Source organism: Psychrobacter sp. CMS30 (assembly GCF_904846565.1).
In the GTDB taxonomy this organism is placed as follows: domain Bacteria; phylum Pseudomonadota; class Gammaproteobacteria; order Pseudomonadales; family Moraxellaceae; genus Psychrobacter; species Psychrobacter maritimus.
Genome location: NZ_CAJHBF010000016.1, coordinates 49,802 through 74,418, shown reverse-complemented (window position 1 = coordinate 74,418; position 24,617 = coordinate 49,802). Strand labels below are relative to the sequence as shown.

Here is a 24,617-nt window from a genome sequence, read left to right as displayed (position 1 = left end):
TGGCAGACAGGTTAATGGCTGTCCATTATAGCGGTGGCGTTGTTATTAAAGTACGAGGATAGCTCAGCACAGCCAAGTCATGCAGAATTGACTCAGCTAGCCGCTTTTAGTCATGATGCCAATACAAGCAGGCAGGTGCTTAAACGTATGTGGCTAGGCTTTAAAAGGCTGTTTAAGTTACAGTTTTGGCTATTTATAGCTCTCTTGCCCATTACCTTGTTATTATTCGGCAAAGCGTCATTGTTAGGACTTGTCGTCAATCTATTTGCCATAGGTTTATTTGGCTGGGTGATTGTACCGCTGAATCTATTGGCAGGGCTTTGTTACCTTATTGTGCCCACGCTGGCAGATGCTATTTGGACGCTGGTAATTGCTATTGTCGCTTATTTACATGAGCTGATTATATGGCTGACGGCATTACCGATATTTTCAGGGGCATGGCTCTATATGCCAGTCAATATGGCTATTTTGCTGATGGTATTACTGGCAATGTTACCGTGGTTATTGCCGCGTGGCCTTATCAGTCGTTGGCTCGTGCTAGCGCCGTTAACACTGCTAGTGATGACGGTATATGCAAATCAGGAGTCGCTAACCACGATACCAACTCTATATATTTTGCCAACGGGCGACCAATATGTGAGTGCGGTTTTGCTGCAATACCCTGTGATAAATAATGAAAAGGTGCATAAGGATAATAAGAAACACGCAGCCGCTAGACGGGTAAATAAGAAAAATGTCAGCTGGTTGTTTTTGGCCGACCATAGACCTGATAGTGTCCGTACGATGCCAAGCACGCTAACGGCTGATAAGTTTTCCGCGACCCTAGAGCAGCAATTACGTAGCTTATCCATTAAGCGCTTAGAGGGTATCGTGGTACAAAGCAGTAGCGCTGCCTTGACTGCTACACTGTCAACATCATCGACTAGCAACAGTAAAATATTGAAGTCCAATAACTCTGAATTACTACCTATGACAGTAGCGCAACTAAGTCAACGTTTCCCAACCGCTCAATACTGGCAAGCAGGGCGTAGTGAGCGCTGGCCTGAGCGTCAGCGCGCTTATCAAGTAGCCAGTCAATCTGATCAAGCTAAAACTCATACAACCATTAGCGCCCAAGGTTGTGAGCAAGGTAAAATCTGGCAACTCATGAATGATGATTTAACTTTGCAAGCAATAACAGGTTGGAGAAAAATAAACGATGCTAGTGTCTGGGATTGTACGCTTGCGATTGATAGTCGATTGCCTATTCAAGTCATCAATTATAATGCGGCTGAGCCACTCAAGTCATTACCTTCTAATATACAAACGCTTCAGTCCGATATAGAGGCGCCAACCCCTCAAGCCAAAAATACTCAATCACGTCTGATTCTGAATGCCGATACCCATCCGCGCGTTTGGCAAATGTGGTCGTTATTATGTTCGATTGAGTATAATGATAAAAATAGCAATTTAAACAACACCTTAGACAATGCCGTAAATAGCACAACATGGCTTGGACACAGTACTTCGCATATCTCTACTGAGGTAATAAGCCAGCAACAAATCCATGAGATAATCACTTACGATAATAAGCCACTAGATGCCGCCTTAGCTTTTAATGCTGCTACTAAGGATTCACCTTAAGCTTTACCTTAATAGTGCTATGCTTATAAAACGCCTCGCTCCTACTTATGAAATGCCTTGCTTCTAAAGGTGTCGCCCTTATAATATCAAGCTATTTCACAGTTCTGCTATTGAACCATGAGTGAAATGGCATCATACTTAGTAGCTTATTTAACTTTTATGAAAGCGCTCCAAAATGCACTTATATAAGCAAATATACTTATTGCGGTTGTATTAAGTTTTTGCTCGATTAAGTTTTAAGACCCTCTCTTTTATTGTTTTACATTGTTTCTGACTTAGGAAGTTATATGCCCAACTGGCCACCAGACCCTAACAAACGTCCTAACAACTCGGCAAATCAGCCAACGCCGCTGCAGCAGTCAAATCAGCCGAGCGGACAAGAGTGGCGACTGATTGAAAATACGTTATTAGCCAGTGTGGTTGAGCAGCGCCGCGCCCGTCGCTGGAGTATTTTCTTTAAGCTATTGACCTTTGGTTATATATTATTGATATTTTTAACCCTCGGCCGTGGTTGCAGCACTAAAACACCAACCAGTCTCGATGGCATGGATACCAGTAAGCCGCATTTGGCTGTGGTTGAAATCCAAGGGACGATTAGTAGTGGTGATGTGGCGAATGCTTATGATGTCAATGAAGCTTTGACGCGCGCCTTTAAAAACAGCAATGCCAAAGCGGTGGCGCTCGATATCAACTCACCTGGTGGCTCACCTGTCCAGTCTGATGAAATCTGGCAGACGATGATGGATTTGCGTCAAGAATACCCTGATAAAAAGCTTTACGCGGTGATTGGTGATATGGGCGCTTCTGGTGCTTATTATATCGCGTCAGCGGCGGATGAGATTTATGTCAATCCATCAAGTTTGGTCGGTTCGATTGGCGTAATTATGCCAAGCTATAATATCGAAGGCTTAATGGATAAATTTGGCGTTAAAGACCGTACCATTACCGCAGGCGAGTATAAAGATATCTTAAGCCTGTCGCGTCCGCTCACGGCTTATGAAGAGCAGCACGTCGAAAAAGTGTTGGACAATACCCATAAGCACTTTATCAATGCGGTCAAAGAAGGTCGCGGCAATCGTCTAAAAAATCCTGAGCAAAATAAACTGTTTTCAGGGCTATTTTGGACCGGCGAGCAGTCTATTGAGCTTGGTTTAGCCGATAAAAAGGGCAGTATTTCAAGTTTAGAGAAACAGCTTAAACTTGATAACGTCGTCAACTATACGCCGACCGACCCGTTTAGCTTATTTATGGATCGCTTTGCGGTTAAGTTAGGCGCAGGGCTTGGTTCAAGCATCAAGCTTGACGTACTACCGCAAGAAGAGGGTAACGCGCAGATGCGCTAAGCCCTTTATATTTGAGATTTAATGTGTATGATTGTTAAGGCTGAGTATATGACTATGCTCAGCCTTAATTGTATATAAATTTTGACTATTATAACAAACAGCTATTTAAATTACTGAGAGCTTGTCATGAGTGCCATTACCTTGCAGACCTTTGCGTCATTGCCCAAATCTAAGATAACCCAAAAGCCTATCATTCATTTTGCTCATGCCAATGGTATGCCAAGTGCCGTTTATGCGCCGTTTTTTGCACCGCTTGCTGAGTTTTTTACCATTGAATATATTCCTATGTTAGGTAATACGCCCGATTATCCAGTAGATAACCATTGGCAGAGCCTGACGCAGCAAATTATCGACAGTGTTGAACGTACTTGTGAGCAGCATGGCGTTAGTCAGGTGGTGGGTGTCGGTCATTCGCTTGGTGCCATGTGTACTATGCAGGCGTTATACCGTGCGCCAGAACACTTTGCGCAAGCGGTACTGATGGATCCGCCTTGGATTTATGGCAAAGTCAGCCTGCTATGGCATTTGGCCAAAACCGCAGATAGATTACCGCTGATGAATAATCGCTTGATGGATAAGCTCTCGCCAGCGGGCGTCTCTAAGCATCGCCGTGATGTTTGGGATAGCCGCGAAGATGCTTATGATAAGCTGCGTCATAAAGGTTTTTTTAAAGATTTCGATGAGCGTAGCTTTCAGGGCTATATCGAGCATGGTTTACATGAGCGGGCTGATGGAAAAGTTACTCTGGCTATTCCTAAAGCCAGCGAAGTTGAGGTTTTTCGTACCAATCCGTCATGGTATTGGCTGACCCCAAACCGTGCACCTAAACCGCCGGTGACGCTTATTATTGGTAAAGACAGTATCTTTCTTAAGCGCCGCTTCCCGCAGCAAATCAAATCACGGCTTAATATAAATTACGAAACTCACGCCGGCGGTCATATGTTCCCACTTGAGCATCCAGAATCGGTGGCGCTACAAGTGCTTGAGCTTATCAAAAAACAGTTACCAAAATAAGCTGATGCATTATTAATGCTCATAATAAATATCCTGTTGGCAGCTAGCACACCCCTTTGAGTGACAACTTTATGCTAAAAGATGCGACCACAAAACCTGTTATGATCCCATCTGTTATGACTAAAGCACCTAAGCCTGTACCGCTATTTTCGCGCTTGGGTGCGTTGCTGTTGGTTATAGGCATGGTGGTGACATTTTTTATCAGTCAATTAATCGGCGTCTATATCGCTGGTAAACTGGTGTTGCCGGCCGCTAAAAATGCAACCATGGGCGATATTTTCTTTTTTGGTAGTAACGATGGCACGGTAGTAAGTCTTTCTATCATCATCGGCTGTATGTTACTGGTGGCAATCAGCGTATTGTTGATTCGTGTGAGAGGCGGGAATGTAAAGCAGTATCTGGCGCTAAAGCCCTTCTCATGGACGGTAGGCATCGGCATGTTAGGATTGCTACTGATATTTATGATTGGCAGTCAGGCATTAACTTATCTGCTTGATAAATCGCCACTGGTCTTTGTCGACCCTTTATATCAGTCTGTCAGCTCAGTATGGTTATTGATATTTGCGATGGTGATTGTCGCGCCAATTTATGAAGAGCTGATATTTCGTGGGCTGTTGTGGTCGGCTATCGCAGAGCAATTCTCGGACACAACCTATGCAGAGCATCGCGGCGCAGTCGTCGCAAGTCTAGTGACCAGTGTAATATTTGCAGTGATTCACTTGCAATATGGCATTTATGAAATCAGCACCATTGTGGTATTGGCCTTGATATTTTGCTACGCGCGTATTAAGTCAGGCTCGCTAGTGCTGCCGATGCTGCTACATATTATTAATAATGGAGCAGCAATGGGACAGTATTTAGCGCAGGTCGCTTAAATACTTATCTATAAAATACTAACGGCTAATTGGCGAATGCTTGCACCAATTAGTCATTGTTTTATGCTTATGTGATTGGGCGCTTATAATATTTTACGCGAGAAGGGTAGTTACTTATCTTTAAGCATCTGGATTTAAGGCTAAGACTTCTTCAGCGGCTCGTTTAATATCATCAATCGTTAGTTGCGGTTTGCCACTCAATGCCTGTCGCCATTTGCGAGCGCCCATCAAACCTTGAAACAACCCTAAATAATGCCGCGTCATCGTAGGTAGTGCTTCACCTTTAGCAACTTGTTCTTCTAAATATGGATACAGTTTTGCTAAAATATCTGAGCGCTTAGGACTAGGTTCGCCCCATAAGCTATTAGCTTCTGCCAACAAGTACGGGTTATGGTAAAACGCCCGTCCAATCATCACTCCATCGATATGCTGCAAATGCGCTTTGATATCAGCAACCGTTTCGATACCGCCGTTAATTTCGATATCAAGCGCCGGGAAATCCTGCTTAAGCCGGTAAACATCATCATAACGTAAGGGCGGTATTTCGCGATTTTGCTTCGGGCTCAAGCCCTGTAGCCACGCCGTACGGGCATGGACAATAAAGCGCGTACAGCCTGCAGCCGCTACTTTTTCGACAAAATCCACCATAAACTCATAACTGTCAAAATCATCTATACCAATACGATGCTTGACGGTCACCGGAATATCGACCGCCGCCTGCATGTGCTTAACCAAATCAGCAACCGTATGCGGCTCTGCCATAAGGCAAGCACCAATCTTATTATGTTGGACACGATCAGACGGACAACCAACGTTAATATTTACCTCATCATAGCCATGCTGCTGGGCAAATTCAGCGCATTGGGTCATCTCGCTAATATCGGCGCCGCCCAGTTGTAGCACCAGCGGATGCTCAAGCGTATCAAAGCGTAAATGCCGTGCGCGATTGCCATGTATCAGCGCACCGGTGCTAATCATCTCGGTATAAAGATAAACGTGCGGATTAAACAGCCGTGCAAAGTAGCGATAATCTGTCGTTGTCCAATCAATCATGGGCGCAACAGAGAGTCGTTTGTTGGTCATATCAACCATTAGGGTTAAGCCTCGTTGTTAAGCATAAATACTTTTAAATGCATTTTTATATATATTAAAAAAAATAGTCGATAAAGCGCCATGCCTGATAGAGGCAGGGCGCTTTTTATTACTAAGGGTATATTGGTTTAACGATGGAAAAATCAATGGTCAAGCAAAGTAGGGCTAAATGACATATCTACTATGACATGGCTACTATGACATAAATACTTCTTAAATAACCTCATTGATTTTTCTAAACTCTGGCAGATTATAAAAATAAATGCCCATGATGATGCCAATAAAGCCGATAAATACGATGTATAGGGCAGGCGAGAAACTGATATATAAAGTGGCGTAACCAAGCGCAAAAGGCACCAATACCCCAACAAGACCGTAAGAAAGATTATAACAAAGTGCCATGCCAGTGAGTCGTACATTGGTCGGAAATAGTTGCACAATAATGGCAGGTATCATGCCGACAATACCAGCGCAAAAACCTAAAAGCGCATACATAATGAGAATATAGTCGCCACTGGCTTGCAGATGGTAAAAGAAAGCAAGCATCTGCACAATCAATAATACAGAGCCAATCGCCAATACTTTGCCAAAATTTTGATGATTGGATATGATGCCATAAAACACACAGCCAAAAATCATAAACACAATGCCAAGACTGTGTGAGAATCCAAACAAGTCATTATCTAGGGTAAAGCGCAACTCAATTAAATCCGGTAATAACAGGACGATAACGGTCGTAATACTAGCGACAATGAGGGTCAGAACCAAGCCGATAAAGATAGAATGCTTACAATGTTTAAAGAGTAGGGTAAAGGGTTTGACCACATAATCACGTGGTTTTGATGCTTTCATAGCGATAAAAAACGGTGACTCATCTATCCAGCGCCATGCCAACAAAGGTAAAACGCTCAAAAATGCTGCGATAAAAAATGGTATCCGCCAACCATAATCAGCCAATTGCGCAGTGGTCAGTGCAGTGGTCAGCCAAAGAAAAAAGGCGTTGGAGAATAACACACCAACATAGAAACTTGCGGTCACATAGCCACAAGCGACTGATAAATATTGGCGCGGCACGTGTTCTGAGACAAAAACCCAAGCAAGCGGTACAAAAACGCCAAATGCCATCCCTTGTATCAAACGTAAGGCAATAAATAAGGCGGGTGCAATTAAGCCCCATTGTGCATGCGTTGGTAAGCAGGCCATGGCCAATAAGCTTGCAGCAGTCACCAATATGCTGATTAATAAGAGCGGTTTTCGACCTTTAATATCACCAAAGCGGCCAAAGATGATGCCGCCAAATGGACGTGCCAAATACCCAATCGCAAAAAGCCCAAGCCCTTGCATACTGGCAACCGTAGAGTCAGCATTGGCAGGTAAAAAGGTGGCGGCGATGATATTTGCAAGATATAAATAAATCAAAAAATCAAAAAACGCGACCGCGCTGCTAAAGCAAATAAACAGTACGGCATTTCTATCTTTAGAGGACATCAGAGCATATTGAGAACGAGAAGGCATAATATATCACGCATCCACATAGGGAAGAGTTTGTTAAGCCAGTCACCATCTAGATAACCGGCCATAATAAAAAACGACAAATCATATAACTGGCTAATGATTTGCCGAAAAGATAGGGTCTTGCACTACAAAATACTTCAGCATTAAATTATCGGCTTAAGATATCTCGCTCAAGTTACTATCGCTATAGACAATTTGTAAATAAGCGCTTATAAACAAAACTGATTGATTCAAGCTAAAATTAATTCAAGTTAAAGGAGCTGACGCTAAAGGAGCTGACGCTAAAGGAGCTAAAGCTAAAGGAGCTAAAGCTAAAGGAGCTAAAGCTAAATGAGCTAAAGCTAAATGAGCTAACGCTAAATGAGCTAACGCTAAATGAGCTAACGCTAAATGAGCTAACGCTAAATGAGCTAACGCTAAATGAGCTAACGCTAAATGAGCTGACAGTTATAGTAACCAATCAATCGGTAACCATGACATGATAGTGAGCCACACATGGTCACTGATATCAACGCGTGGCTCTGAATCGTAAATGACCTTTTTGCCATCTTCTACGGTATGCCACTGCAAATTGCCATTTTCTAATAACTTGACTTCATAAGCTTGGCTTAATAGGTCATCGCTGAGCGCACCATGTAACTGCTTTGCAAGCTCATCATCATTGATAATCACGCCCATCTCGGTATTGATATTCGCGGAGCGCGGGTCGACATTATACGAGCCGATAAACACTTGATAGTCATCAACGGCAAAGGTTTTTGCATGCAAGCTGGTTGACGATTGACTGCGCGCTTTCCAAAGCTTGTTTTCGCGTTTTTCTTCAGAAGCGGTAGATTTTAGCTCGTAGATTTTTACCCCTGCACGCAGCAGGTTAGGACGCCATTGACTGTAGCCAGAATGCACGGCGGTCACATCGGTGGCATCAAAAGAGTTGGTTAAAATCTTGATGTCGATGCCCGCTTCGGCCAGCGCAACCAACGTATTGACACCGTCTTTGGTCGGTACAAAGTAAGATGAAATAATAGTAAGACGCTTGGTCGGGCTGCCCAATAAAGTGCGCAGCTGATGCACCAAATTGGTATCTGCTGGAACAGTTTTGGTGAGTTTACCAACGTCATCACTTAAGAACTGCATGTCCGTCCAGCGAAAGGGCACGCGCTTATTGATTAAATCAGTATCAATAGACGAATCTTCGATAGCAGCTTTATAGACATCTAAGCTACTTTTGCTGTTATTTTTTTCATCAACTCTTAATTTATCCAAGCCCTCTAAAAAATCCGTGGTTTCACCTTTATCAAGGGTCGCTAGGGTTTGAATATCAAATGAGATCGGTGCCGACCAGTAGCTTGCAAAGCTATTGTCAATATCAGCGACAACTTTACCTATCAGTAAAACGTCTAAATCCGCAAATTGGCTGTTTTTATCGTTACTTAAGTATTCATCACCGATATTACGCCCACCAATAATGGTGATTTGCTTATCGAAAATCATGCTTTTATTGTGCATGCGTCGATTGATTCGCGGTAAACCGGTGACGAAGTTTAAAGTTTGAAATTTACGGTACATCAAGGGATTGATAATACGCACCGCGATATTTGGGTGACTGGCAAAACGTAATAAATGCTGATCGAATTTGGCATTGTTATTAAAATCATCGAGCAACAAGCGTACAATAACCCCGCGTTCGGCGGCATCCCATAAGTCTTTGAGCATCAGCTGTCCGGCTTGATCATCGTGCCAAATATAGTATTGCGCATCGATATTGCGGGTGGCCATACTGGTCAAAATACTGCGTGAGGCAAACGCATTGGCACCGGTCACAATCGGATGATAGCCAGATAAATCGGGGTGAATCTCGCTTTGTTCACTAATCGCCGCCACCAAATCCGTATTGTCGATTTTTGGATTGGTATTTGGGCTATTTTCTTGGCTGCTATCTTGATTATTACTGCTTTGATTACTACTATTTTGACTATTATCGCTATCGCTATCGCTTTCAATACTATCTTCTTCTGGCTCATCATTTTGCTGATATAGCGCGTCAACACGCGCTGATAAAGCTTGGCTTTCAGGCAAATGCGGCTGCTTTGGCAAAGTTTGGCAGCCACTAAGACTTAAGGTGAGTCCCAGTGTTAGACTCAGCGATAAGTTGCTTGGTTCTATACTAAACATCGACATAAATGAGATACCTTAATGAGCCTGAATGTAATGACATACTGGTGAATAATGGACTTAACTTTACTTGCTTTTTTACCGATGATAGCACTGATTATGAAGCGGATCATAATATCGCTCAAGGCAATATTCAAAGCGCGGCTAAGCTTAGCAGCTGTTGTCATCTGTGCCTATTATAAATACGTTATTTTTGTTAGATACGACACGTTATTTGGTCATGATAACCACATCGTCCAGTCATCGTCTGCGCTTGCATCTTATCCTTATAAATGCATCGGTGTTTTTAGTATCAAGTCATTAATAGTTAATTCTAAATATTTCATAATAATTTCTGAACACTAAGTGCTGAAAACTAATCCTAAGTGCTAAACCTATAGTATTCAAAAATAATATTTAGCAGGCCTTTGAAACCAGCTGTTTGGAATAAGTTGCCATGCTATGATAACGCGAACAAATGCTGTTTATAATCAAAATAAGCCGTATGTTTAATAATAACCAGTGCAATGGAAAATTTATGAGCCAGTCGCAAGTGCATGATGATGAAAATCTGAATAAAGTAGACCCTAACTGGCGCAGTGACGCGCTCAATCTAGAACTCGATTATGGTATGCAAACGATTGCGGTACGGGCAGGGCAGCATCGTACCGACGAAGGTGAGCACTCAGAAGCTATTTTTACCACCAGCTCTTATGTTTATGAGTCGGCGGCAGATGCAGCAGCACATTTCAACGGTGACAAGTCGGGCAACGTCTATTCACGCCATACCAATCCTAGCGTGCGTACCTTTGAGCGTCGTTTAGCAGCCTTAGAAAATGGCGAGCGTGCGGTGGCGACCGCCTCAGGTATGGGCGCGATTTTGACCATGTGCTTAGCCTATTTAAAAGCAGGCGATCATTTGCTCGCTGCCAATCAATTATTTGGCTCATCGATTGGTTTATTTAATAACTATATGGCAAAGTTCGGCGTTGAAGTCAGCTATGTCGATTGCTTCGATAATGACGCGTGGGCAAAGGCTGTACAGCCGAATACCAAGGTGATTTATTGCGAAAGCCCCAGCAATCCATTGGCGCAAATCTGCGATATCGGCTATTTAAGTCAGCTATGTAAAGCCAATGATATCTTATTGGTCGTTGATAATTGCTTTGCGACGCCAGCATTGCAGCGTCCGTTAGATTTGGGCGCTGATGTGGTCATTCACTCTGCAACCAAATATCTAGACGGTCAAGGTCGGGTATTGGGCGGCGCTTTAGTCGGTAGAGATAAGCTAATGCAAGAGGCATTTACCGTGGTGCGCTCAGGCGGTATCAGCATGAGCCCATTTAATGCTTGGGTCTTTACCAAGGGGCTTGAAACGCTGAAATTGCGTATGCAAGCGCATTGCCAAAATGCCAATCAAGTGGCAGAATTTTTGGTCAACCATCCTAATGTTAGCACCGTGCATTTTTCAGGATTAAGCGATCATCCCGCTCATGAGTTGGCGACCCGTCAACATCATATGAAAGGGGGTTATGGTGCTATTATGGGCTTTGAAGTTAAGCCGTCCGCTGGCGCTGATTCAAGCAAAAGGGATTCAAAAGCCGCTGCTTGGCATGTGATTGATTCAACACAAATGGTCTCTATCACCAATAACTTAGGCGATGCTAAAACGACAATTACTCATCCGGCGACTACTACCCATTTTCGCCTAACGCCTGAGGCAAGAGCAGAGGCAGGTGTTAATGATAGTCTCATCCGTTTGTCGGTAGGTTTAGAAGATGTGGAAGATATCATCAAAGATTTGGCGCGTGGTTTAGACAGTTTGTAAAGATAAAGGTATAATCGCGGTTAACATCAAGTTTACGTGATTAATGACGATTCATTATTATACGCATTAAGACAAAATACAAAGAGGCAACTATGAATATTCAAGCATTGATGCAACAAGCACAAACGATGCAAAAGAAAGTCGAAGCAAACGTTGAAAACGCTAAGAAAGAATTGGCCAATAAAGAAGTTCAAGCTGAAGCGGGCAGCGGTCTAGTAAAAGTTACTATGACAGGTCGTCACGTGGTTAAGCGTTTGACCATCGATCCAAGCTTATTGGAAGATGAGCCAGATATGATCGAAGACTTAATCGCTGCTGCGATCAATGATGCGGTGCGTCAAGCAGATGAGTTATATGAAGAAACCATGGCTGGTGCGACCTCAGGTATGGGTTTACCACCAGGTATGCAAGGTATGTTCTAAATAGCGGGATTTTCAGCGCTAAGCTTTTAAAGACTAATTTTTTTAAAATAAAGCCGTTAAATATTAAGCTTTTAAGCGCGAAAAACTGCTGATTGAACACAAAAATGGGGTTGTTATCGACACGATACGACCCCATTTTTATAGCTACGATTTATAAATTAAGTTAAATAAAGGAAGTTACTTTGCTGACAGCCAAATTTGATCAGCTGGTCAAACAGCTGCGTATTTTGCCGGGTGTGGGGCAAAAAAGTGCCCAACGTATGGCGCTACATCTGCTTACCAAAAAACGCCCCCAAGGTATGGCGCTCGCGCAAGCGCTTGATGAAGCGATGCGCGATATCGTCGAATGCCAGCGCTGCCATAGCTTTAGCGACGAGGCAGTTTGTCCATTATGCCAAGATCCAAGGCGCGATAATGGCTTGTTATGCGTGGTCGAAACTGCCGCAGATGTGATGGCTATCGAGCAAACCGCAGGCTATCGTGGGCGCTATTTTGTTTTAGGCGGTCATTTATCGCCAATAGACGGCATCAGTGCCGATGATTTAAATATCGATCAGCTGGTCTGGCGGGTTAAGCAAGAGCCTGTTGAAGAGTTGATATTGGCAACTGGTACTACTGTCGAAGGTCAAACGACGGCGCACTTTATCAGTGAAGCGGTTGGTCGTCATGTTAATAAAGTCACTCGCTTGGCGCAAGGCGTACCGATGGGCGGCGAGCTTGAGTATCTAGATAGTATGACCCTTGGACAAGCCATGCAAAATCGCTCTTTCTTATAGTATGCTGTATAGCAATTTCATAAATTCTCTATAAAAGCCAAGTCTTGTCCATTTTATTTGATGGAATTGTTATAATTGTTTTCTTATCCACTTTTATTAAGACGCAATTTAGCGTTTTATTTTCTCCTATTTATGCAGGTATCTGCCCGTGTCCAACCATGCTTCAACAGCTTCAACTGCTGCTACCCAATCGAATCTCTCAGACAATACTGCTGCTACTGATGATGAGCCCTCAAAACTATCAGTCAGTAATGAGGTAGCGCCCGCAGGTTCGCCGCCCGAGCCAGATATCGATGCATTGCTAGATATCGCCGATGAAGCCTCGGTCACTTGGGTACGTCAGCAAGATGGTTTAAAGGAAGTTATCGATGCCTTGGCAACTTGCGGGCGGGTAGCGTTAGATACCGAGTTTATCAAGCGCGATACTTATTATCCGCGCTTGGCATTGGTACAGTTAAATGTGGGTGACCATATTTATTTGTTAGATGCCCCGCAACTGCAATTGGCTGAGCTGTGGCAAGCGCTGATGAAAGTGGATGTGGCGATTTGGCATGCCTGCGGTGAGGATTTGGGGATTTTTTATCTATTATCTGGTTGTCCACCATTGACCAATATCTTTGATACCCAAATTGCCCTGTCATATTTAACTGGCCAATTGCAAATGGGCTATCAGCAGGCGCTTGATGACCAATTAGATATGCACATCGATAAAGAACAAAGCCAATCAGACTGGCTACAGCGTCCGCTATCAGATGAGCAAGAGCAATATGCGATTGATGACGTGCGATTTTTGCCAGCGCTTTATTTAAGTCTTGAATATGAGCTGAAAAAGCAGGGTCTGTTTGAATACGTGTGGGCGGACTGCCAGCTTTATGCCAGTGATTTGTATGACGCGCAGCACGTTGAAGACGAGGCGATGTATCTCACGATGGCAGATTATCGTTATACCTCTGAGCAAATGGCGATACTACAAGCAGTGGCAACGTGGCGCGAAGAGCTGGCACGGGCGACCAATCAGCCGCGTACCTTTGTCATAAAAAAACAAGCGGTACGTGAGATTATCACGGAAAAGCCAAACAATATGCGCGAGCTGGCACATAAAACCACGATGCACCGTAGTATGCTGCGCCTATATGGTGAAGAGTTGCTCAAGGTCATTAAGGAAGCAAAAAACTTGCATCCTGCTGAACATCCAGACTGCCTATTACCACCGTATCGTTCAAAAAACAAAGTACTGTCAAAAGCGGTACAACACGCGATAGACAAGCAAGCAGAAAAAATCGGCGTACCTGCTAATGTATTGATGCGTAAAAAATGGCTCGCACAGCTCTATGAAGTGATTGCCTTTGATAAAGATTTAAGCGAATTACCAGAAGGGTTAAAAGGCTGGCGCAATGAGTGGGTGATGCAAACCTTGATTCCAGTGATTAAGGAGCATAAAACAGAGTTGCAGCAGGGTATGGGTATCAATGTTCGCTAAGCGATAAAGAGTAGCGTTTATAAGTGCTTAGTATTTATAAGTACTTAGTATTTATAAATGCTTAAGCTCGCTATGGTCGAACTGTCCATGTTGTAAAAAATACTTGGTTTGAGCGGCCACTGTTTTATCGACCAGCATCCCAGTATGCGATACTGGTAATACGATATGGTCAGTGGCTGCCTCTATTCTGGTCTCTTCTACATATACTGTGCCATCGTGTAGCAGATGTTCTGCTGATGGCATATCATTTGTCTTACACAGTTTGCGATTATGATACTGCAAAAACAACTGCCCTAAGCCATAAGGGCGATTACCGGCAATCACGCCTAAGGTAATATGCTCCGGTAAGGGCGCGACCGTGCCATCTAGCGCATCGACGTACGAGCGCCCCACTACAGCTGGAGTCAAGCGCCAAATATAATCTGCACAAACACTACCTAAATGCGGTGTCCCAAGCGTTACGCAGCGTCCAATTTGCCATTGCGGATATGCAGTGACAAAATCACGAATAATCAAACCACCCAAACTATGACCGACCAAATCGATTGGTTGGTCAGGATGATGATGGTTTTCTAGCCAGTCATTTAGGCGGGCGCTATTGGTTTTGATGCCGTCACGCATACTACGATAGCCATATGGATGGGTGTCAAACCCTGCTACTTGCAAGCGTTTGGCCAATGGCCGCATAATCCAAGCGGTTTGATGCAGACCATGAATCAGAATGACGCGGCTTTTTTGTATCGAAGCTTTTTGTTGCATATCTTTTTGTTGCATAAAAATTTCCAAATCAGTAATATCATAAGATATATTATCGACGCTTGTTTATTAAAATAAGCGGACAGACAGATTCTTTTATATTAACTCTTTAGGGGTAAAGGTTGTCAAATTATCTAGGGTGTTTTTTCTTAATATCCGCGGTTCTATCGCTATCAGGATGCGTTAGTCAAGAGTTAGAAAAGCCTGTGTCTGTTCTGGCAAGCGTACCAATAGTAAGCCAACCGTTAGTAGTTGAGCCACCTCTGCAAATTGCTACTTGGTCACCAACTAAATATAACGGTCGGTTTACAGCTATGGTATCTGGATATTTAACAGTTGTTAATAACTGTCTTGCTTTGACTAGGGATAGTGAAGAGCTAACGACGAAAGACAATACATATTTATTGGTATTAGCGGATGATTCATTTTCGTGGGATGTAGATAAAAAGATTCTGTTGTTTGAAGGAAAACCCTATAAGATTGGCGATGAGCTTTATCTTGGTGGCGGGGCATTTACTTATCCTAATGCTAACATTACAGATCAGGTAAAAGTGAGCTGGATAGAATGTGGTTTAGATAAAGGTTGGTTGGGTGGTTAGGCCTAAGCAACAGCGAAAAATATTGACAATGTATAGGCAAAATAAAAACCTCCAAATCAGCTGCTGACTTGGAGGTTTGTTTTTATATCAACTGTTTATAGTTGTTTGAAAACTACATATAGTTTTCGATGCTTGGGCAAGAGCACATGAGGTTCTTATCACCATAAGCATCATCAACACGTGCCACACTCGGCCAGAACTTATGGGCACGAATGTAAGGCAGTGGGAATGCAGCCGTATCACGGCTGTACGGATGCGACCATTCGCTGCTGGTAATCATCGCCGCGGTGTGCGGCGCATTGACCAACGGGTTGTCTTCTAACGTCCAACCCTCTTCGCCAGCTTTGGCTTTCATCGCTTCGGCTTTGATAGATTGTAGCGCACTAATAAAACGATCTAACTCTTCTTTAGACTCAGACTCAGTGGGCTCAATCATCAAAGTACCCGCTACTGGGAAACTCATGGTTGGTGAGTGGAAACCATAATCCATCAAGCGCTTAGCAATATCGCTTTCAGTGATGCCAGTTTCTTCCTTCAATGGACGAATATCGATGATACATTCGTGAGCGACGCGGTCGTTTTTGCCGGTATAAAGAACAGGGTAGTGGTCTTTCAGCTGGCTGGCAACATAGTTGGCATTTAATAGCGCAAGCTCAGTTGCTTTTAGCAGACCATCACGGCCCATCATAGCAATATACATCCATGAGATAGGTAAGATGCTCGCTGAACCATAAGGCGCTGCTGATACGGCTGAGCAATCATTTTGCGCATTATGCACAGGGCTCAACGTATGGTTGGCCATAAATGGTGCTAAGTGTGCCTTCATACCGATAGGGCCCATGCCTGGACCGCCGCCGCCATGTGGGATACAGAAGGTTTTGTGCAAGTTCATATGCAGTACGTCTGCTCCGACATCAGCAGGCTGCATCATGCCGACCTGCGCATTCATGTTGGCGCCATCCATATAGACCTGACCACCATGCTTATGAATCAAATCACAAATATGACGGATGCCTTCTTCAAACACACCATGCGTCGATGGATAAGTAATCATCAAGGCACCTAGATTGGCGCTGTGTTCTTCACATTTAGCCGTCAAGTCATCGATGTCTACGTTACCGTTGTCATCGGTTTTGACCACGACTACTTTCATACCCATCATCATGGCGGTAGCAGGGTTGGTACCGTGCGCTGACATTGGAATTAGGCAAACATCACGATCCGTTTCACCCAATGACTCATGGTAACGACGGATTGCTAATAAACCAGCATATTCGCCTGAAGCGCCGGAGTTAGGCTGCATAGACACTTCATCAAAACCTGTGATGGCTTTCAGTTGCTCTTGCAAGCTATCAATCATCGCAATGTAACCGGTGACTTGATCGCGCGGTGCAAAAGGATGCACATTGGCAAATTCAGGCCATGTAATCGGTAGCATCTCACTGGTCGCGTTCAATTTCATGGTACAGCTACCAAGTGAAATCATACTACGGTTCATCGCCAAATCTTTTTCTTCAAGCGATTTTAAGTAGCGCAGCATTTCATGTTCGGTATGATGCGAGTTAAAAACTGGATGGGTCAAGATATCATCGGTACGCAAGTGGGCGCTATCAAGTGACACGCTAGCCGCTTCAGGTAAATCGTGTGATTTATTGACAAATAGCTGAGTTAAAACGTTAAAGTCCTGCTCATCGCTGATTTCACTGAATGCGACGCCCAATTTACTGTCGCCCAAACGCCATAAGTTATAGCCAACATTGTCCGCATTTTCAAAAATCTGCGTCGCCAGCTTCTCTGAACCACAATCAATAACAACGGTATCGAAGAACTGCTCATGTACCACATTTAAATTGCTATCGTTAGCTTGTTTAATAACGTTCGCAAAGGCAGTCGCAAACGCATGGATACGAGTCGCGATACGCTTCACGCCACCTGGGCCATGATACACCGCATACATACCGGCTAGATTAGCAAGTAATACTTGTGAGGTACAGATGTTTGAGTTGGCTTTTTCGCGGCGGATATGCTGCTCGCGGGTTTGTAATGCCATACGCAATGCAGTATTGCCTTGTGAATCTTTTGAGACACCGATGATACGACCAGGTGCTGAGCGTTTGGCTTTATCAGAGAAGGCAAAGTAGGCGGCGTGTGGACCACCAAAGCCCATTGGAATACCAAAACGCTGGGTGCTACCCAATGCGACGTCTGCGCCCATATCGGCTGGTGATTTTAATAGCACCAAGCTCATGATGTCACTGACGACACTCACATAAGTTTTGTTTTTCTTCACCGCTGCGATAACGTCGGTTAAGTCTTTTACATCGCCTTCAACACCGACGTATTGGAAAATAGCACCGAAATAATCACCTGATTTAGCCAGTTCAAAATCACCGACCACCACTTCCCAACCAAAGTATTTGGCACGAGTATTGATGACGTCTAAGGTTTGTGGATAAATGCGGTCATCAACAAAAAACTGGTTTGATTTGCTTTTACTGACACGCTTCGACATCGCCATCGCTTCTGCCGCAGCCGTTGCTTCGTCAAGTAATGACGCGCCAGCCATCTCTAAACCAGTCAAATCAATACAAACTTGCTGGAAGTTTAGCAATGCTTCTAGGCGACCTTGGGCGATTTCAGCTTGATAAGGGGTATAAGCGGTGTACCAACCTGGATTTTCAAGCACATTACGCTGAATAACCGCTGGCATGCGCACAGGCGAGTAACCTTGACCGATATAGCTCTTATTAACCGTGATGTCGTCTGCCATGGTACGTAATTTAGCAAGTGCGGCATGCTCACTCATCGCCACAGGCAAATCTAGCTCTTTATGCAAGCGCACAGGCTCAGGCACGGTATCGTTGATGAAGCTCGCCATGTCTTTATAGCCAACTGCGCTGAGCAGGTCAGCTTGCTTGGTCTCATTTGAGCCTAGATGACGATAGACAAATTCAGCTTCGTTGAATAAACCTTTAAAGGTATCAAACGTTGGGTTTTGAGAAATAGTCATGAGAGTCCTTGGTTAAGGGAGTAATAAAGGGATGGCTAAAATAACTAATAACTAATAACTAATAACAATAACTAATGACGGCTTACAGTTTTAGACGTAATGGACAAACTGCTCTTGGTTAAAGCGGAACTGGGTGTTGTAGACGCCATTATCAGCGCGCTCACCAGCACCAATCATCATAATGATATGCTGGTCGTTGCTTAAATTTAATAAGCGTTTCATAGCAGGCTCATCAAAGCCGCCCATCGGACAGCTATCAAAACCGTGCGCGCGTAGGGCAAGCATTAAGTTTTCAGCGGCAAGGGAAGCATTGTTGGTGGCCCAATTTTTGGTGTCTTCAAAGGTATAATAAGGTGACTTAATCGGACCTTTTACGCGTCTAAATACTTGAGTTGCACTCCATTTTGCCGCTGATATTACGTTAACTGGTCCGCGTAAAAAGTCCATGGCTACGACTTTGGTGTAGTAGTCTTTGACTTTTTTGGGTACTGGTGTATCAGGGTATTCGCGCAATATCTGCTGAGCGTGATCCTGCCAGATATCGGTACGCGCAACGACCGAAATTAAGCGTGCGGCGGTTTTTGCCGCGTTTTGATTCATGCAATTCTTTACCGCGCGTTTGCGATTGTCCACATTATCAATCACATAAAATTCCCACGGCTGTAGATTGCTCGAGTTCGGCGCGAGCATGGCCAAACGCAGACAGTCTGCTAACACATCGTCAGGTATCTTTGTATCGGTAAAGCGACGAACGGAACGACGTGATTCAACCACTTCGCGAAACGCTTGCAGCTGCGGCGTATGAGTAGGCGTCGCAATATTGTCTTTAAGGTCAGTGCTAGAGGTCATATTAGAATCCATACTGGGGATTGAATGATCAACTTAGGTCAGTATTGAGTGCAACTTTTCAATAGTGTCTGACAAGTGGTTAATACGAGTAATCGAATAGCGATTTGCAGTAGTCAATTGAGCGATAAATAGGTTGAAAAAGGCGTACAGATATCAGCTGACGCCAATATCTGTCATAGCAAGTTATATTTTTAAGATTGCAAATAGCAATATTTCATTTCAGTCAAATAGCGCTTTTCAGCAAGAAAGCAAAGCTGATATTACAGCTCGTTTTCGTACTCATCAGCAGTTAGCAGCGCTTCGTAGTCAGCGATGTTGTCAGGCTTCATTCTAAAGAACCAACCTTCACCGTATGGGTCAGAGTTGATGATTTCTGGATCATCTTCTAATGCTTCGTTGATGGCAACGACTTCACCTGAGAGAGGCGCGTAAACGTCAGAGGCCGCTTTTACTGATTCTACTACTGAGATTTCGTCATCAACAGCGATGATGTCACCCACGTCTGGCAATTCAACAAACACCACGTCACCCAATAGGTCTTGAGCATGGTCAGTGATACCAACAGTGATAGTACCGTCGTCTTCTAGGCGTAGCCACTCGTGGCTGGCGATGTATTTTAGTTCTGCTGGGATATTGCTCATGGTCTCTCTCCTAAGTGATAGAGGATGGTTAACAAAAATAGTGGAAGCTAATAATAGAATTTATAATGACTACGAGTCAAACTGTTGCTTGCCGTTACGAACGAACGGTAGCTTAAGCACACGTACATCGACAAACTTACCTTTGCCGCGCAAATCGACTTGAACGCTATCGTCATCGGATAAGCTGGCAGGGACACGGGCAATCGCAATCGAATTTTTTAGGCTAGGGGAGAAGGTGCCACTAGTAATCAGACCAGTTTGCTCATTGTCCGTGCCTTGATTGATGGTGACGGTCATGCCTTCACGCAATACGCCGCGCGTCGTCAATAGTAAGCCGACTTGTTTCATGGCGGTGTTGTCGTCTTTTGCTTGCTGACGTTTGCTTACTAAGGCGTCACGACCGATAAAGTCGCGCTCATCTTTTAGCGCGAGTGTCCAGCCCATGTTGCACTCATAAGGGCTGGTTTCTTCATTCATATCATGACCATAAAGGTTCATGCCCGCTTCCATACGTAAAGTATCACGCGCCCCAAGGCCAGCAGGTTTAACGCCATTGGCTTTTAATTGCTCAAAGAACGCTGGAGCATCATCGCCATGCATAATCACTTCGACGCCATCTTCACCCGTGTAGCCGGTACGAGCAACGAACCAATCTGTGCCTTCGATGTCTGTTAAATCAGCACCAACGAAAGGCTTAAGTCCCGCCAAGGTATCCGCCCAGCTCGGTTTAACTTGCGCCAGTTTTTCAACGGCATTTGGTCCTTGTACGGCAATCATAGCCAGCTCTGGACGCTCGGTGATGGTAATGTCAAAGCCTTTAGCGACTTTTTCAAACTGTACCATGTCTTTATCGCGAGTAGCAGCGTTTGAGACGATACGGTATTCGGTAGCGTCGGCATTCATCAGGTAAACGATTAAGTCATCGATGATGCCGCCTTGCTCATTGAGCATGCCAGAATATAGCGCCTTACCGACGGTTTTTAATTTATCAACATCATTGGCAAGCAGCTTTTGGAGCCATGCTTTAGCGTCAGCGCCTTTAACATCGGCGACGACCATATGTGAGACATCGAACATACCTGCATCGGTACGCACGGCTTCATGCTCTTCGATTTGTGAACCATAATGGATTGGCAATTCCCAACCAGAAAAATCCACCAGTTTGCCATCACTATCAACGTGAGACTGGTAAAGAGGCGTGCGTTTAGGGGCTGAAGTACTGGCGCTTTGAGGGCTGGCGTTTTGAGAATTGGCGTTTTGAGTGTCGGTCATAACAAATCCTTATGTGTACATCAGTCGTACTCGGTAGAGTAATGAGCGATGTGCAGTTTCATAGTAGCGAGAAGCAATATTGCAGGGTGCAAGCATTGCAACCAAGGGTAGCACAGAAAAAAAAGATAAAGCAGTAAGCCAAACCAGCGCTGAACGTCGGTTTAAGCAAAAGCCCTATCTGTCCTGTAACCTGAGATTTTCAACACGAACCATCATTTTTTGTCTAAGCATTTGCTTGCAGAACAATAGCAATGATGTCGCATTTTCTCCCCTTCGGTGGGTAAGGCGTCGTCCGTCCTTACCGCTCTCCAGATTTGTTATGCCTTGTGTTTGGGTGTGCTACGCGATTGACGGTAGACAGCGAAACAGTCGTGGCATGTGTTTTTCAGTCCTTTTACCTGAGCGATTGGCAGGGTATATGCGCCTTCGGTGGTCTTGTTACAACTATCAACGCAACTCATTAAATAAGTGCATCTGACATCGTACCCAAGACTCTCTCCTGAAAAACGCTTTTATTATGAAAGGTTAATGGTTTTTTTACAAGCCACCGCAAGGATTAAAGTGAATAATTTAACCAAAATGCGCTTTTTTAGAGATATTTAGGCAAATAAACCGCTAAAAAAGCCAATTTTTTGCGCCTGTACAAAGCAACATGAGGCAATCAAAAGCCATCTCGTTAAAGCCTGCTACGCAAAGCCACTATTGAAAGTCGGACAAATTATGCTAGGCTAGCAACCATTATTCCCATATTCCTCATTCATTTCATCTAAGCTATTTACTACAGGCTATTTAATACAGGCTATTTAATACCAGTCATTTGATAACTGTTTTAATTGATGGTTTTTAACCTTTCGTGCTCAATAGGTGCCCTTTATGCATTGCGATATTTACAAATTTCCCAAACACAATGATATGTACGTCTATATTGCTCGTCCTGATTATCCTAACGATACCGACGAGATTAAAGACTGGCTTGGCGTATTACCGAAAGACTTCCGTGCAGGCTTAGGGCGCAGTCAGTTTGTTATGCATCTAGATTTGGCAACCACGGCAACGCTTGCGCGTGTTGATAAAGAAGAAGTATTGGCGAAATTACAATCACAAGGCTATTTTGTACAAATGCCGCCGCAAGATGTTATGCGCCGTCAAGCCGAGTTGCGCGCCCGTGAAGCACAAGACAATATCTACGATTAATGCGCTTGTTTTAAAGTATTTCTTTTAAGTTGTATCGCAAGCTTCTTTTATAATGTGTCATATTTTATAAAGCAACTAACGGCAACTGAAGGTAAATATAGGTCAGTGGCCAAGTGGTAGCAAGTCATAAACAGTCATAATCGGTGCTAATAACAAGCCAACTGGCGATGCGACCAATTGATAAAAAACGTTACCAAATAGTGGTCAGCATGCACTTTATTTAGAAGTCGTGATAAACTAGCAGCCTATTCAGTACAGATGTCGATGATGTAGTCGGCCCCATTTCTAGTACGACAGAACGTACCCTATACCGCTAGACACATAAAGTGTCGCCGGTGATAAATGCAGGTAACCAAACACGTATGGACTGGTTTAAAAGTATCTTACACAGCTTACCGTTGGAAGCCATCAGTGACATTCTCGGCGAGATTGCGATTTGGTGGGGGCAGCTGGTAAAAGACGTTCCAGCCGCAGACCTACCCATGTATGCGTATTTGGGCGGTGTCATTATCGTCTTGATACTTTGGCTGCTGGTTGCTCGGGTTTTGCCGCGTCCACTTGGCGGTATGAGCTGGATGATGCTCTTTGCTGTTTTACTAGCTCCCGGTACAGCGCTTGGTGACCCTAGCGTGATTGCACCAGCCAGTATTAGCGTTGTCTACGCCATTATGATGAAAGACACGGCTGGCGCGATTGCTAATATGTTGCCGATATTGGTGGTATTGGTCGCCGGCTTGTTTGTGGGTTTTGTTTGGCAACTGATTCGCGGCGCGTTTGAGTCAAGCTTAGATAAAGCCCGCAGCCGAACGGCAGAAGATACGCAAGCGACGATGCAGCTAACCAGTGGTAATTACTTAACAGACAATGCTGGTTTAGCAGAGCCGTCTGCTGATTCAGCATTAATGACTAAACCCGAAATGGCTAAGACGGAAATAAATAAGCCTAAAGCTGAAGTCAGTTTAAAAAAAGATAATAAGCCATTAAAGCAAGCGGATAGTGATAAATCTGATAAGCTTTAAAGTAGAATTAAGCTTCATTAGTTAAAATAGAAGACACCATGCGTGTCTTTTTTTATGTAAAAGCATTTTTATGTAAAAGCATTTTTTGCTGGTTGAGGATGTAAGCAATAAATGACTATTAAAACGATATCAGTAATATTTGTTAGCAACTGCGAACGCATGAGTATTTTGGCAATTAAGGCAGCTGTGCTAGTCTAATTCATTATTTTTTATTCACCAATTGCCCCTTAATCCCTTTAATGTATAACAATAACTGAGACTTAGTTTATGACAAACACGACCGATAAAACCAAGAAAACCTTTACCGGTACAGAAAGCTATATCGCTACCGATGATTTGCAATTGGCAGTCAATGCAGCGATGACTTTACAAAAGCCGCTACTTATCAAAGGCGAGCCGGGCACTGGTAAGACGTTACTGGCTGAAGAAGTAGCAGAGAGTCTGGGTATGCCGCTGATTACATGGCATATCAAATCAACCACCAAGGCGGAGCAAGGGCTGTATGAATATGATGCGGTATCGCGCTTGCGTGATTCACAAATGGGTGATGATAAGGTTTATGAGATTGGTAACTATATCAAGCCGGGTAAATTGTGGGATGCCTTTACCAGTAAAGAGCGCAGTGTGTTATTGATTGATGAGATTGATAAAGCTGATATCGAGTTCCCCAATGACTTGCTACATGAGCTGGATAAGATGTCATTTTATGTTTATGAGACGGGCGAGACCATCACCGCCGAGCAGCGTCCTGTAGTCATTATCACTTCAAACAATGAAAAAGAGCTGCCAGATGCGTTTTTGCGTCGCTGTTTCTTCCATTATATCGACTTCCCAGAAGAAGAAACCATGCGTCAAATCATTGAGGTGCATTTCCCCGATATCCAAGAAAAGCTGGTCAATGATGCATTAGATATCTTTTATAAGCTACGTAATGTTCAAGGGCTTAAAAAGCCACCATCAACGTCAGAATTGGTTGATTGGTTAACGTTATTATTAGCCGATGATATGGCACAAGAAGAGCTGCAAGAAAACTTGCGCGGCGAAAAGTCTATCCCGCCATTATATGGTGCACTGCTTAAGAATGAAGCCGATGTCAACTTATTGCAGCGTTTTGCCAATATGATGCGTCGCTAAGCAACAGACCATTTGTCATGATTA

Annotated in this window: 21 protein-coding genes and 2 riboswitches; of the genes, 13 read left to right on the top strand and 8 right to left on the bottom strand. The window is 43.9% G+C overall.

Annotation, left to right across the window (positions count from 1 at the left end; genetic code table 11):
- The first annotated feature begins 18 nt into the window (after positions 1 to 18).
- The 4 genes from JMX94_RS09580 to JMX94_RS09565 all read left to right on the top strand — a co-directional run bounded on the left by JMX94_RS09580 (position 19) and on the right by JMX94_RS09565 (position 4,855).
- Complete coding sequence (locus tag JMX94_RS09580; RefSeq protein WP_307843728.1) at positions 19 to 1,623, top strand: ComEC/Rec2 family competence protein; 1,605 nt, start codon at positions 19 to 21, stop codon at positions 1,621 to 1,623.
- Between the two features lie 287 nt (positions 1,624 to 1,910).
- Positions 1,911 to 2,966, top strand: a complete 1,056-nt coding sequence (gene sppA, locus JMX94_RS09575; protein WP_201565133.1) for a signal peptide peptidase SppA — start codon at positions 1,911 to 1,913, stop codon at positions 2,964 to 2,966.
- A gap of 126 nt (positions 2,967 to 3,092) precedes the next feature.
- Positions 3,093 to 3,980 (top strand): alpha/beta fold hydrolase, encoded by an 888-nt coding sequence (locus JMX94_RS09570; protein ID WP_201565132.1) that lies wholly within the window; start codon positions 3,093 to 3,095, stop codon positions 3,978 to 3,980.
- A 71-nt stretch (positions 3,981 to 4,051) separates the two neighbouring features.
- On the top strand, positions 4,052 to 4,855 hold the full coding sequence (locus JMX94_RS09565) for a lysostaphin resistance A-like protein (protein ID WP_374220412.1): 804 nt from the start codon (positions 4,052 to 4,054) through the stop codon (positions 4,853 to 4,855).
- 120 nt (positions 4,856 to 4,975) lie between these two features.
- Here JMX94_RS09565 and dusA read toward each other — a convergent pair whose 3' ends face one another.
- The 3 genes from dusA to JMX94_RS09550 form a co-directional block, all read right to left on the bottom strand.
- Complete coding sequence (gene dusA / locus JMX94_RS09560; RefSeq protein ID WP_201565131.1) at positions 4,976 to 5,947, bottom strand: tRNA dihydrouridine(20/20a) synthase DusA; 972 nt, start codon at positions 5,945 to 5,947, stop codon at positions 4,976 to 4,978.
- 213 nt (positions 5,948 to 6,160) lie between these two features.
- Positions 6,161 to 7,462 (bottom strand): MFS transporter, encoded by a 1,302-nt coding sequence (locus JMX94_RS09555; protein WP_201565130.1) that lies wholly within the window; start codon positions 7,460 to 7,462, stop codon positions 6,161 to 6,163.
- 447 nt (positions 7,463 to 7,909) lie between these two features.
- Positions 7,910 to 9,640, bottom strand: a complete 1,731-nt coding sequence (locus tag JMX94_RS09550) for a phospholipase D family protein (RefSeq protein WP_201565129.1) — start codon at positions 9,638 to 9,640, stop codon at positions 7,910 to 7,912.
- A gap of 2 nt (positions 9,641 to 9,642) precedes the next feature.
- Between JMX94_RS09550 and JMX94_RS09545 the strand changes: the two genes are divergently transcribed.
- The 5 genes from JMX94_RS09545 to JMX94_RS09525 all read left to right on the top strand — a co-directional run bounded on the left by JMX94_RS09545 (position 9,643) and on the right by JMX94_RS09525 (position 14,119).
- Entirely contained in the window at positions 9,643 to 9,816 is a 174-nt protein-coding gene (locus JMX94_RS09545; RefSeq protein WP_201565128.1) for a hypothetical protein, read from the top strand.
- A 335-nt stretch (positions 9,817 to 10,151) separates the two neighbouring features.
- Positions 10,152 to 11,441 carry an O-succinylhomoserine sulfhydrylase gene (locus JMX94_RS09540; protein WP_201565127.1) on the top strand — a complete coding sequence of 430 codons (1,290 nt, stop codon included), beginning with the start codon at positions 10,152 to 10,154 and terminating at the stop codon, positions 11,439 to 11,441.
- 92 nt (positions 11,442 to 11,533) lie between these two features.
- On the top strand, positions 11,534 to 11,863 hold the full coding sequence (locus JMX94_RS09535; RefSeq protein WP_025651278.1) for a YbaB/EbfC family nucleoid-associated protein: 330 nt from the start codon (positions 11,534 to 11,536) through the stop codon (positions 11,861 to 11,863).
- Between the two features lie 182 nt (positions 11,864 to 12,045).
- A complete protein-coding gene (recR, locus tag JMX94_RS09530) occupies positions 12,046 to 12,639 on the top strand; it encodes a recombination mediator RecR (protein ID WP_183618750.1) in 594 nt (197 codons plus the stop codon).
- 148 nt (positions 12,640 to 12,787) lie between these two features.
- Entirely contained in the window at positions 12,788 to 14,119 is a 1,332-nt protein-coding gene (locus JMX94_RS09525) for an HRDC domain-containing protein (RefSeq protein ID WP_201565126.1), read from the top strand.
- A 51-nt stretch (positions 14,120 to 14,170) separates the two neighbouring features.
- On the opposite strand, the gene JMX94_RS09520 is transcribed toward JMX94_RS09525, so the two are convergent.
- The gene (locus tag JMX94_RS09520) at positions 14,171 to 14,893 is read right to left on the bottom strand and encodes a triacylglycerol lipase (protein WP_227673590.1); all 723 of its coding nucleotides are present in this window, start codon (positions 14,891 to 14,893) and stop codon (positions 14,171 to 14,173) included.
- Between the two features lie 104 nt (positions 14,894 to 14,997).
- Here JMX94_RS09520 and JMX94_RS09515 point away from each other — a divergent pair, with 104 nt between their 5' ends.
- Positions 14,998 to 15,474, top strand: coding sequence for a hypothetical protein (locus JMX94_RS09515; protein ID WP_201565125.1), 477 nt, complete (start codon positions 14,998 to 15,000; stop codon positions 15,472 to 15,474).
- A 112-nt stretch (positions 15,475 to 15,586) separates the two neighbouring features.
- Here JMX94_RS09515 and gcvP read toward each other — a convergent pair whose 3' ends face one another.
- From gcvP to gcvT, 4 genes are all read right to left on the bottom strand, one after another.
- Positions 15,587 to 18,484, bottom strand: a complete 2,898-nt coding sequence (gene gcvP, locus JMX94_RS09510) for an aminomethyl-transferring glycine dehydrogenase (RefSeq protein WP_201565124.1) — start codon at positions 18,482 to 18,484, stop codon at positions 15,587 to 15,589.
- A gap of 90 nt (positions 18,485 to 18,574) precedes the next feature.
- Positions 18,575 to 19,333, bottom strand: coding sequence for a nitroreductase family protein (locus tag JMX94_RS09505; protein WP_201565123.1), 759 nt, complete (start codon positions 19,331 to 19,333; stop codon positions 18,575 to 18,577).
- A 260-nt stretch (positions 19,334 to 19,593) separates the two neighbouring features.
- Complete coding sequence (gene gcvH, locus JMX94_RS09500; RefSeq protein ID WP_144297111.1) at positions 19,594 to 19,974, bottom strand: glycine cleavage system protein GcvH; 381 nt, start codon at positions 19,972 to 19,974, stop codon at positions 19,594 to 19,596.
- Positions 19,975 to 20,043: 69 nt separating this feature from the next.
- Positions 20,044 to 21,246 (bottom strand): glycine cleavage system aminomethyltransferase GcvT, encoded by a 1,203-nt coding sequence (gcvT, locus tag JMX94_RS09495; RefSeq protein WP_201565122.1) that lies wholly within the window; start codon positions 21,244 to 21,246, stop codon positions 20,044 to 20,046.
- 168 nt (positions 21,247 to 21,414) lie between these two features.
- A riboswitch (glycine riboswitch) is annotated at positions 21,415 to 21,568 on the bottom strand.
- 54 nt (positions 21,569 to 21,622) lie between these two features.
- Positions 21,623 to 21,758, bottom strand: a riboswitch (glycine riboswitch).
- Positions 21,759 to 22,119: 361 nt separating this feature from the next.
- Between gcvT and JMX94_RS09490 the strand changes: the two genes are divergently transcribed.
- The 3 genes from JMX94_RS09490 to JMX94_RS09480 all read left to right on the top strand — a co-directional run bounded on the left by JMX94_RS09490 (position 22,120) and on the right by JMX94_RS09480 (position 24,593).
- Positions 22,120 to 22,440, top strand: a complete 321-nt coding sequence (locus JMX94_RS09490; protein ID WP_201565121.1) for a YcgL domain-containing protein — start codon at positions 22,120 to 22,122, stop codon at positions 22,438 to 22,440.
- Between the two features lie 362 nt (positions 22,441 to 22,802).
- Positions 22,803 to 23,459, top strand: a complete 657-nt coding sequence (locus JMX94_RS09485) for a hypothetical protein (RefSeq protein WP_201565120.1) — start codon at positions 22,803 to 22,805, stop codon at positions 23,457 to 23,459.
- A 267-nt stretch (positions 23,460 to 23,726) separates the two neighbouring features.
- Positions 23,727 to 24,593: a MoxR family ATPase gene (locus tag JMX94_RS09480; protein WP_201565119.1), complete on the top strand. Its 867-nt coding sequence runs from the start codon at positions 23,727 to 23,729 to the stop codon at positions 24,591 to 24,593.
- Positions 24,594 to 24,617: the final 24 nt, after the last annotated feature.

Bases quoted from the DNA above. Each gene is read 5' to 3' on its own strand.
- sppA (WP_201565133.1), top strand. From the start codon at position 1,911: ATGCCCAACTGGCCACCAGACCCTAACAAACGTCCTAACAACTCGGCA.
- JMX94_RS09570 (WP_201565132.1), top strand. From the start codon at position 3,093: ATGAGTGCCATTACCTTGCAGACCTTTGCGTCATTGCCCAAATCTAAG.
- JMX94_RS09565 (WP_374220412.1), top strand. From the start codon at position 4,052: ATGCTAAAAGATGCGACCACAAAACCTGTTATGATCCCATCTGTTATG.
- dusA (WP_201565131.1), bottom strand. From the start codon at position 5,947: ATGGTTGATATGACCAACAAACGACTCTCTGTTGCGCCCATGATTGAT.
- JMX94_RS09555 (WP_201565130.1), bottom strand. From the start codon at position 7,462: ATGCCTTCTCGTTCTCAATATGCTCTGATGTCCTCTAAAGATAGAAAT.
- JMX94_RS09550 (WP_201565129.1), bottom strand. From the start codon at position 9,640: ATGTCGATGTTTAGTATAGAACCAAGCAACTTATCGCTGAGTCTAACA.
- JMX94_RS09545 (WP_201565128.1), top strand. From the start codon at position 9,643: ATGAGATACCTTAATGAGCCTGAATGTAATGACATACTGGTGAATAAT.
- JMX94_RS09540 (WP_201565127.1), top strand. From the start codon at position 10,152: ATGAGCCAGTCGCAAGTGCATGATGATGAAAATCTGAATAAAGTAGAC.
- JMX94_RS09535 (WP_025651278.1), top strand. From the start codon at position 11,534: ATGAATATTCAAGCATTGATGCAACAAGCACAAACGATGCAAAAGAAA.
- JMX94_RS09520 (WP_227673590.1), bottom strand. From the start codon at position 14,893: ATGCAACAAAAAGATATGCAACAAAAAGCTTCGATACAAAAAAGCCGC.
- gcvP (WP_201565124.1), bottom strand. From the start codon at position 18,484: ATGACTATTTCTCAAAACCCAACGTTTGATACCTTTAAAGGTTTATTC.
- JMX94_RS09505 (WP_201565123.1), bottom strand. From the start codon at position 19,333: ATGACCTCTAGCACTGACCTTAAAGACAATATTGCGACGCCTACTCAT.
- gcvH (WP_144297111.1), bottom strand. From the start codon at position 19,974: ATGAGCAATATCCCAGCAGAACTAAAATACATCGCCAGCCACGAGTGG.
- gcvT (WP_201565122.1), bottom strand. From the start codon at position 21,246: ATGACCGACACTCAAAACGCCAATTCTCAAAACGCCAGCCCTCAAAGC.
- JMX94_RS09490 (WP_201565121.1), top strand. From the start codon at position 22,120: ATGCATTGCGATATTTACAAATTTCCCAAACACAATGATATGTACGTC.
- JMX94_RS09485 (WP_201565120.1), top strand. From the start codon at position 22,803: ATGGACTGGTTTAAAAGTATCTTACACAGCTTACCGTTGGAAGCCATC.
- JMX94_RS09480 (WP_201565119.1), top strand. From the start codon at position 23,727: ATGACAAACACGACCGATAAAACCAAGAAAACCTTTACCGGTACAGAA.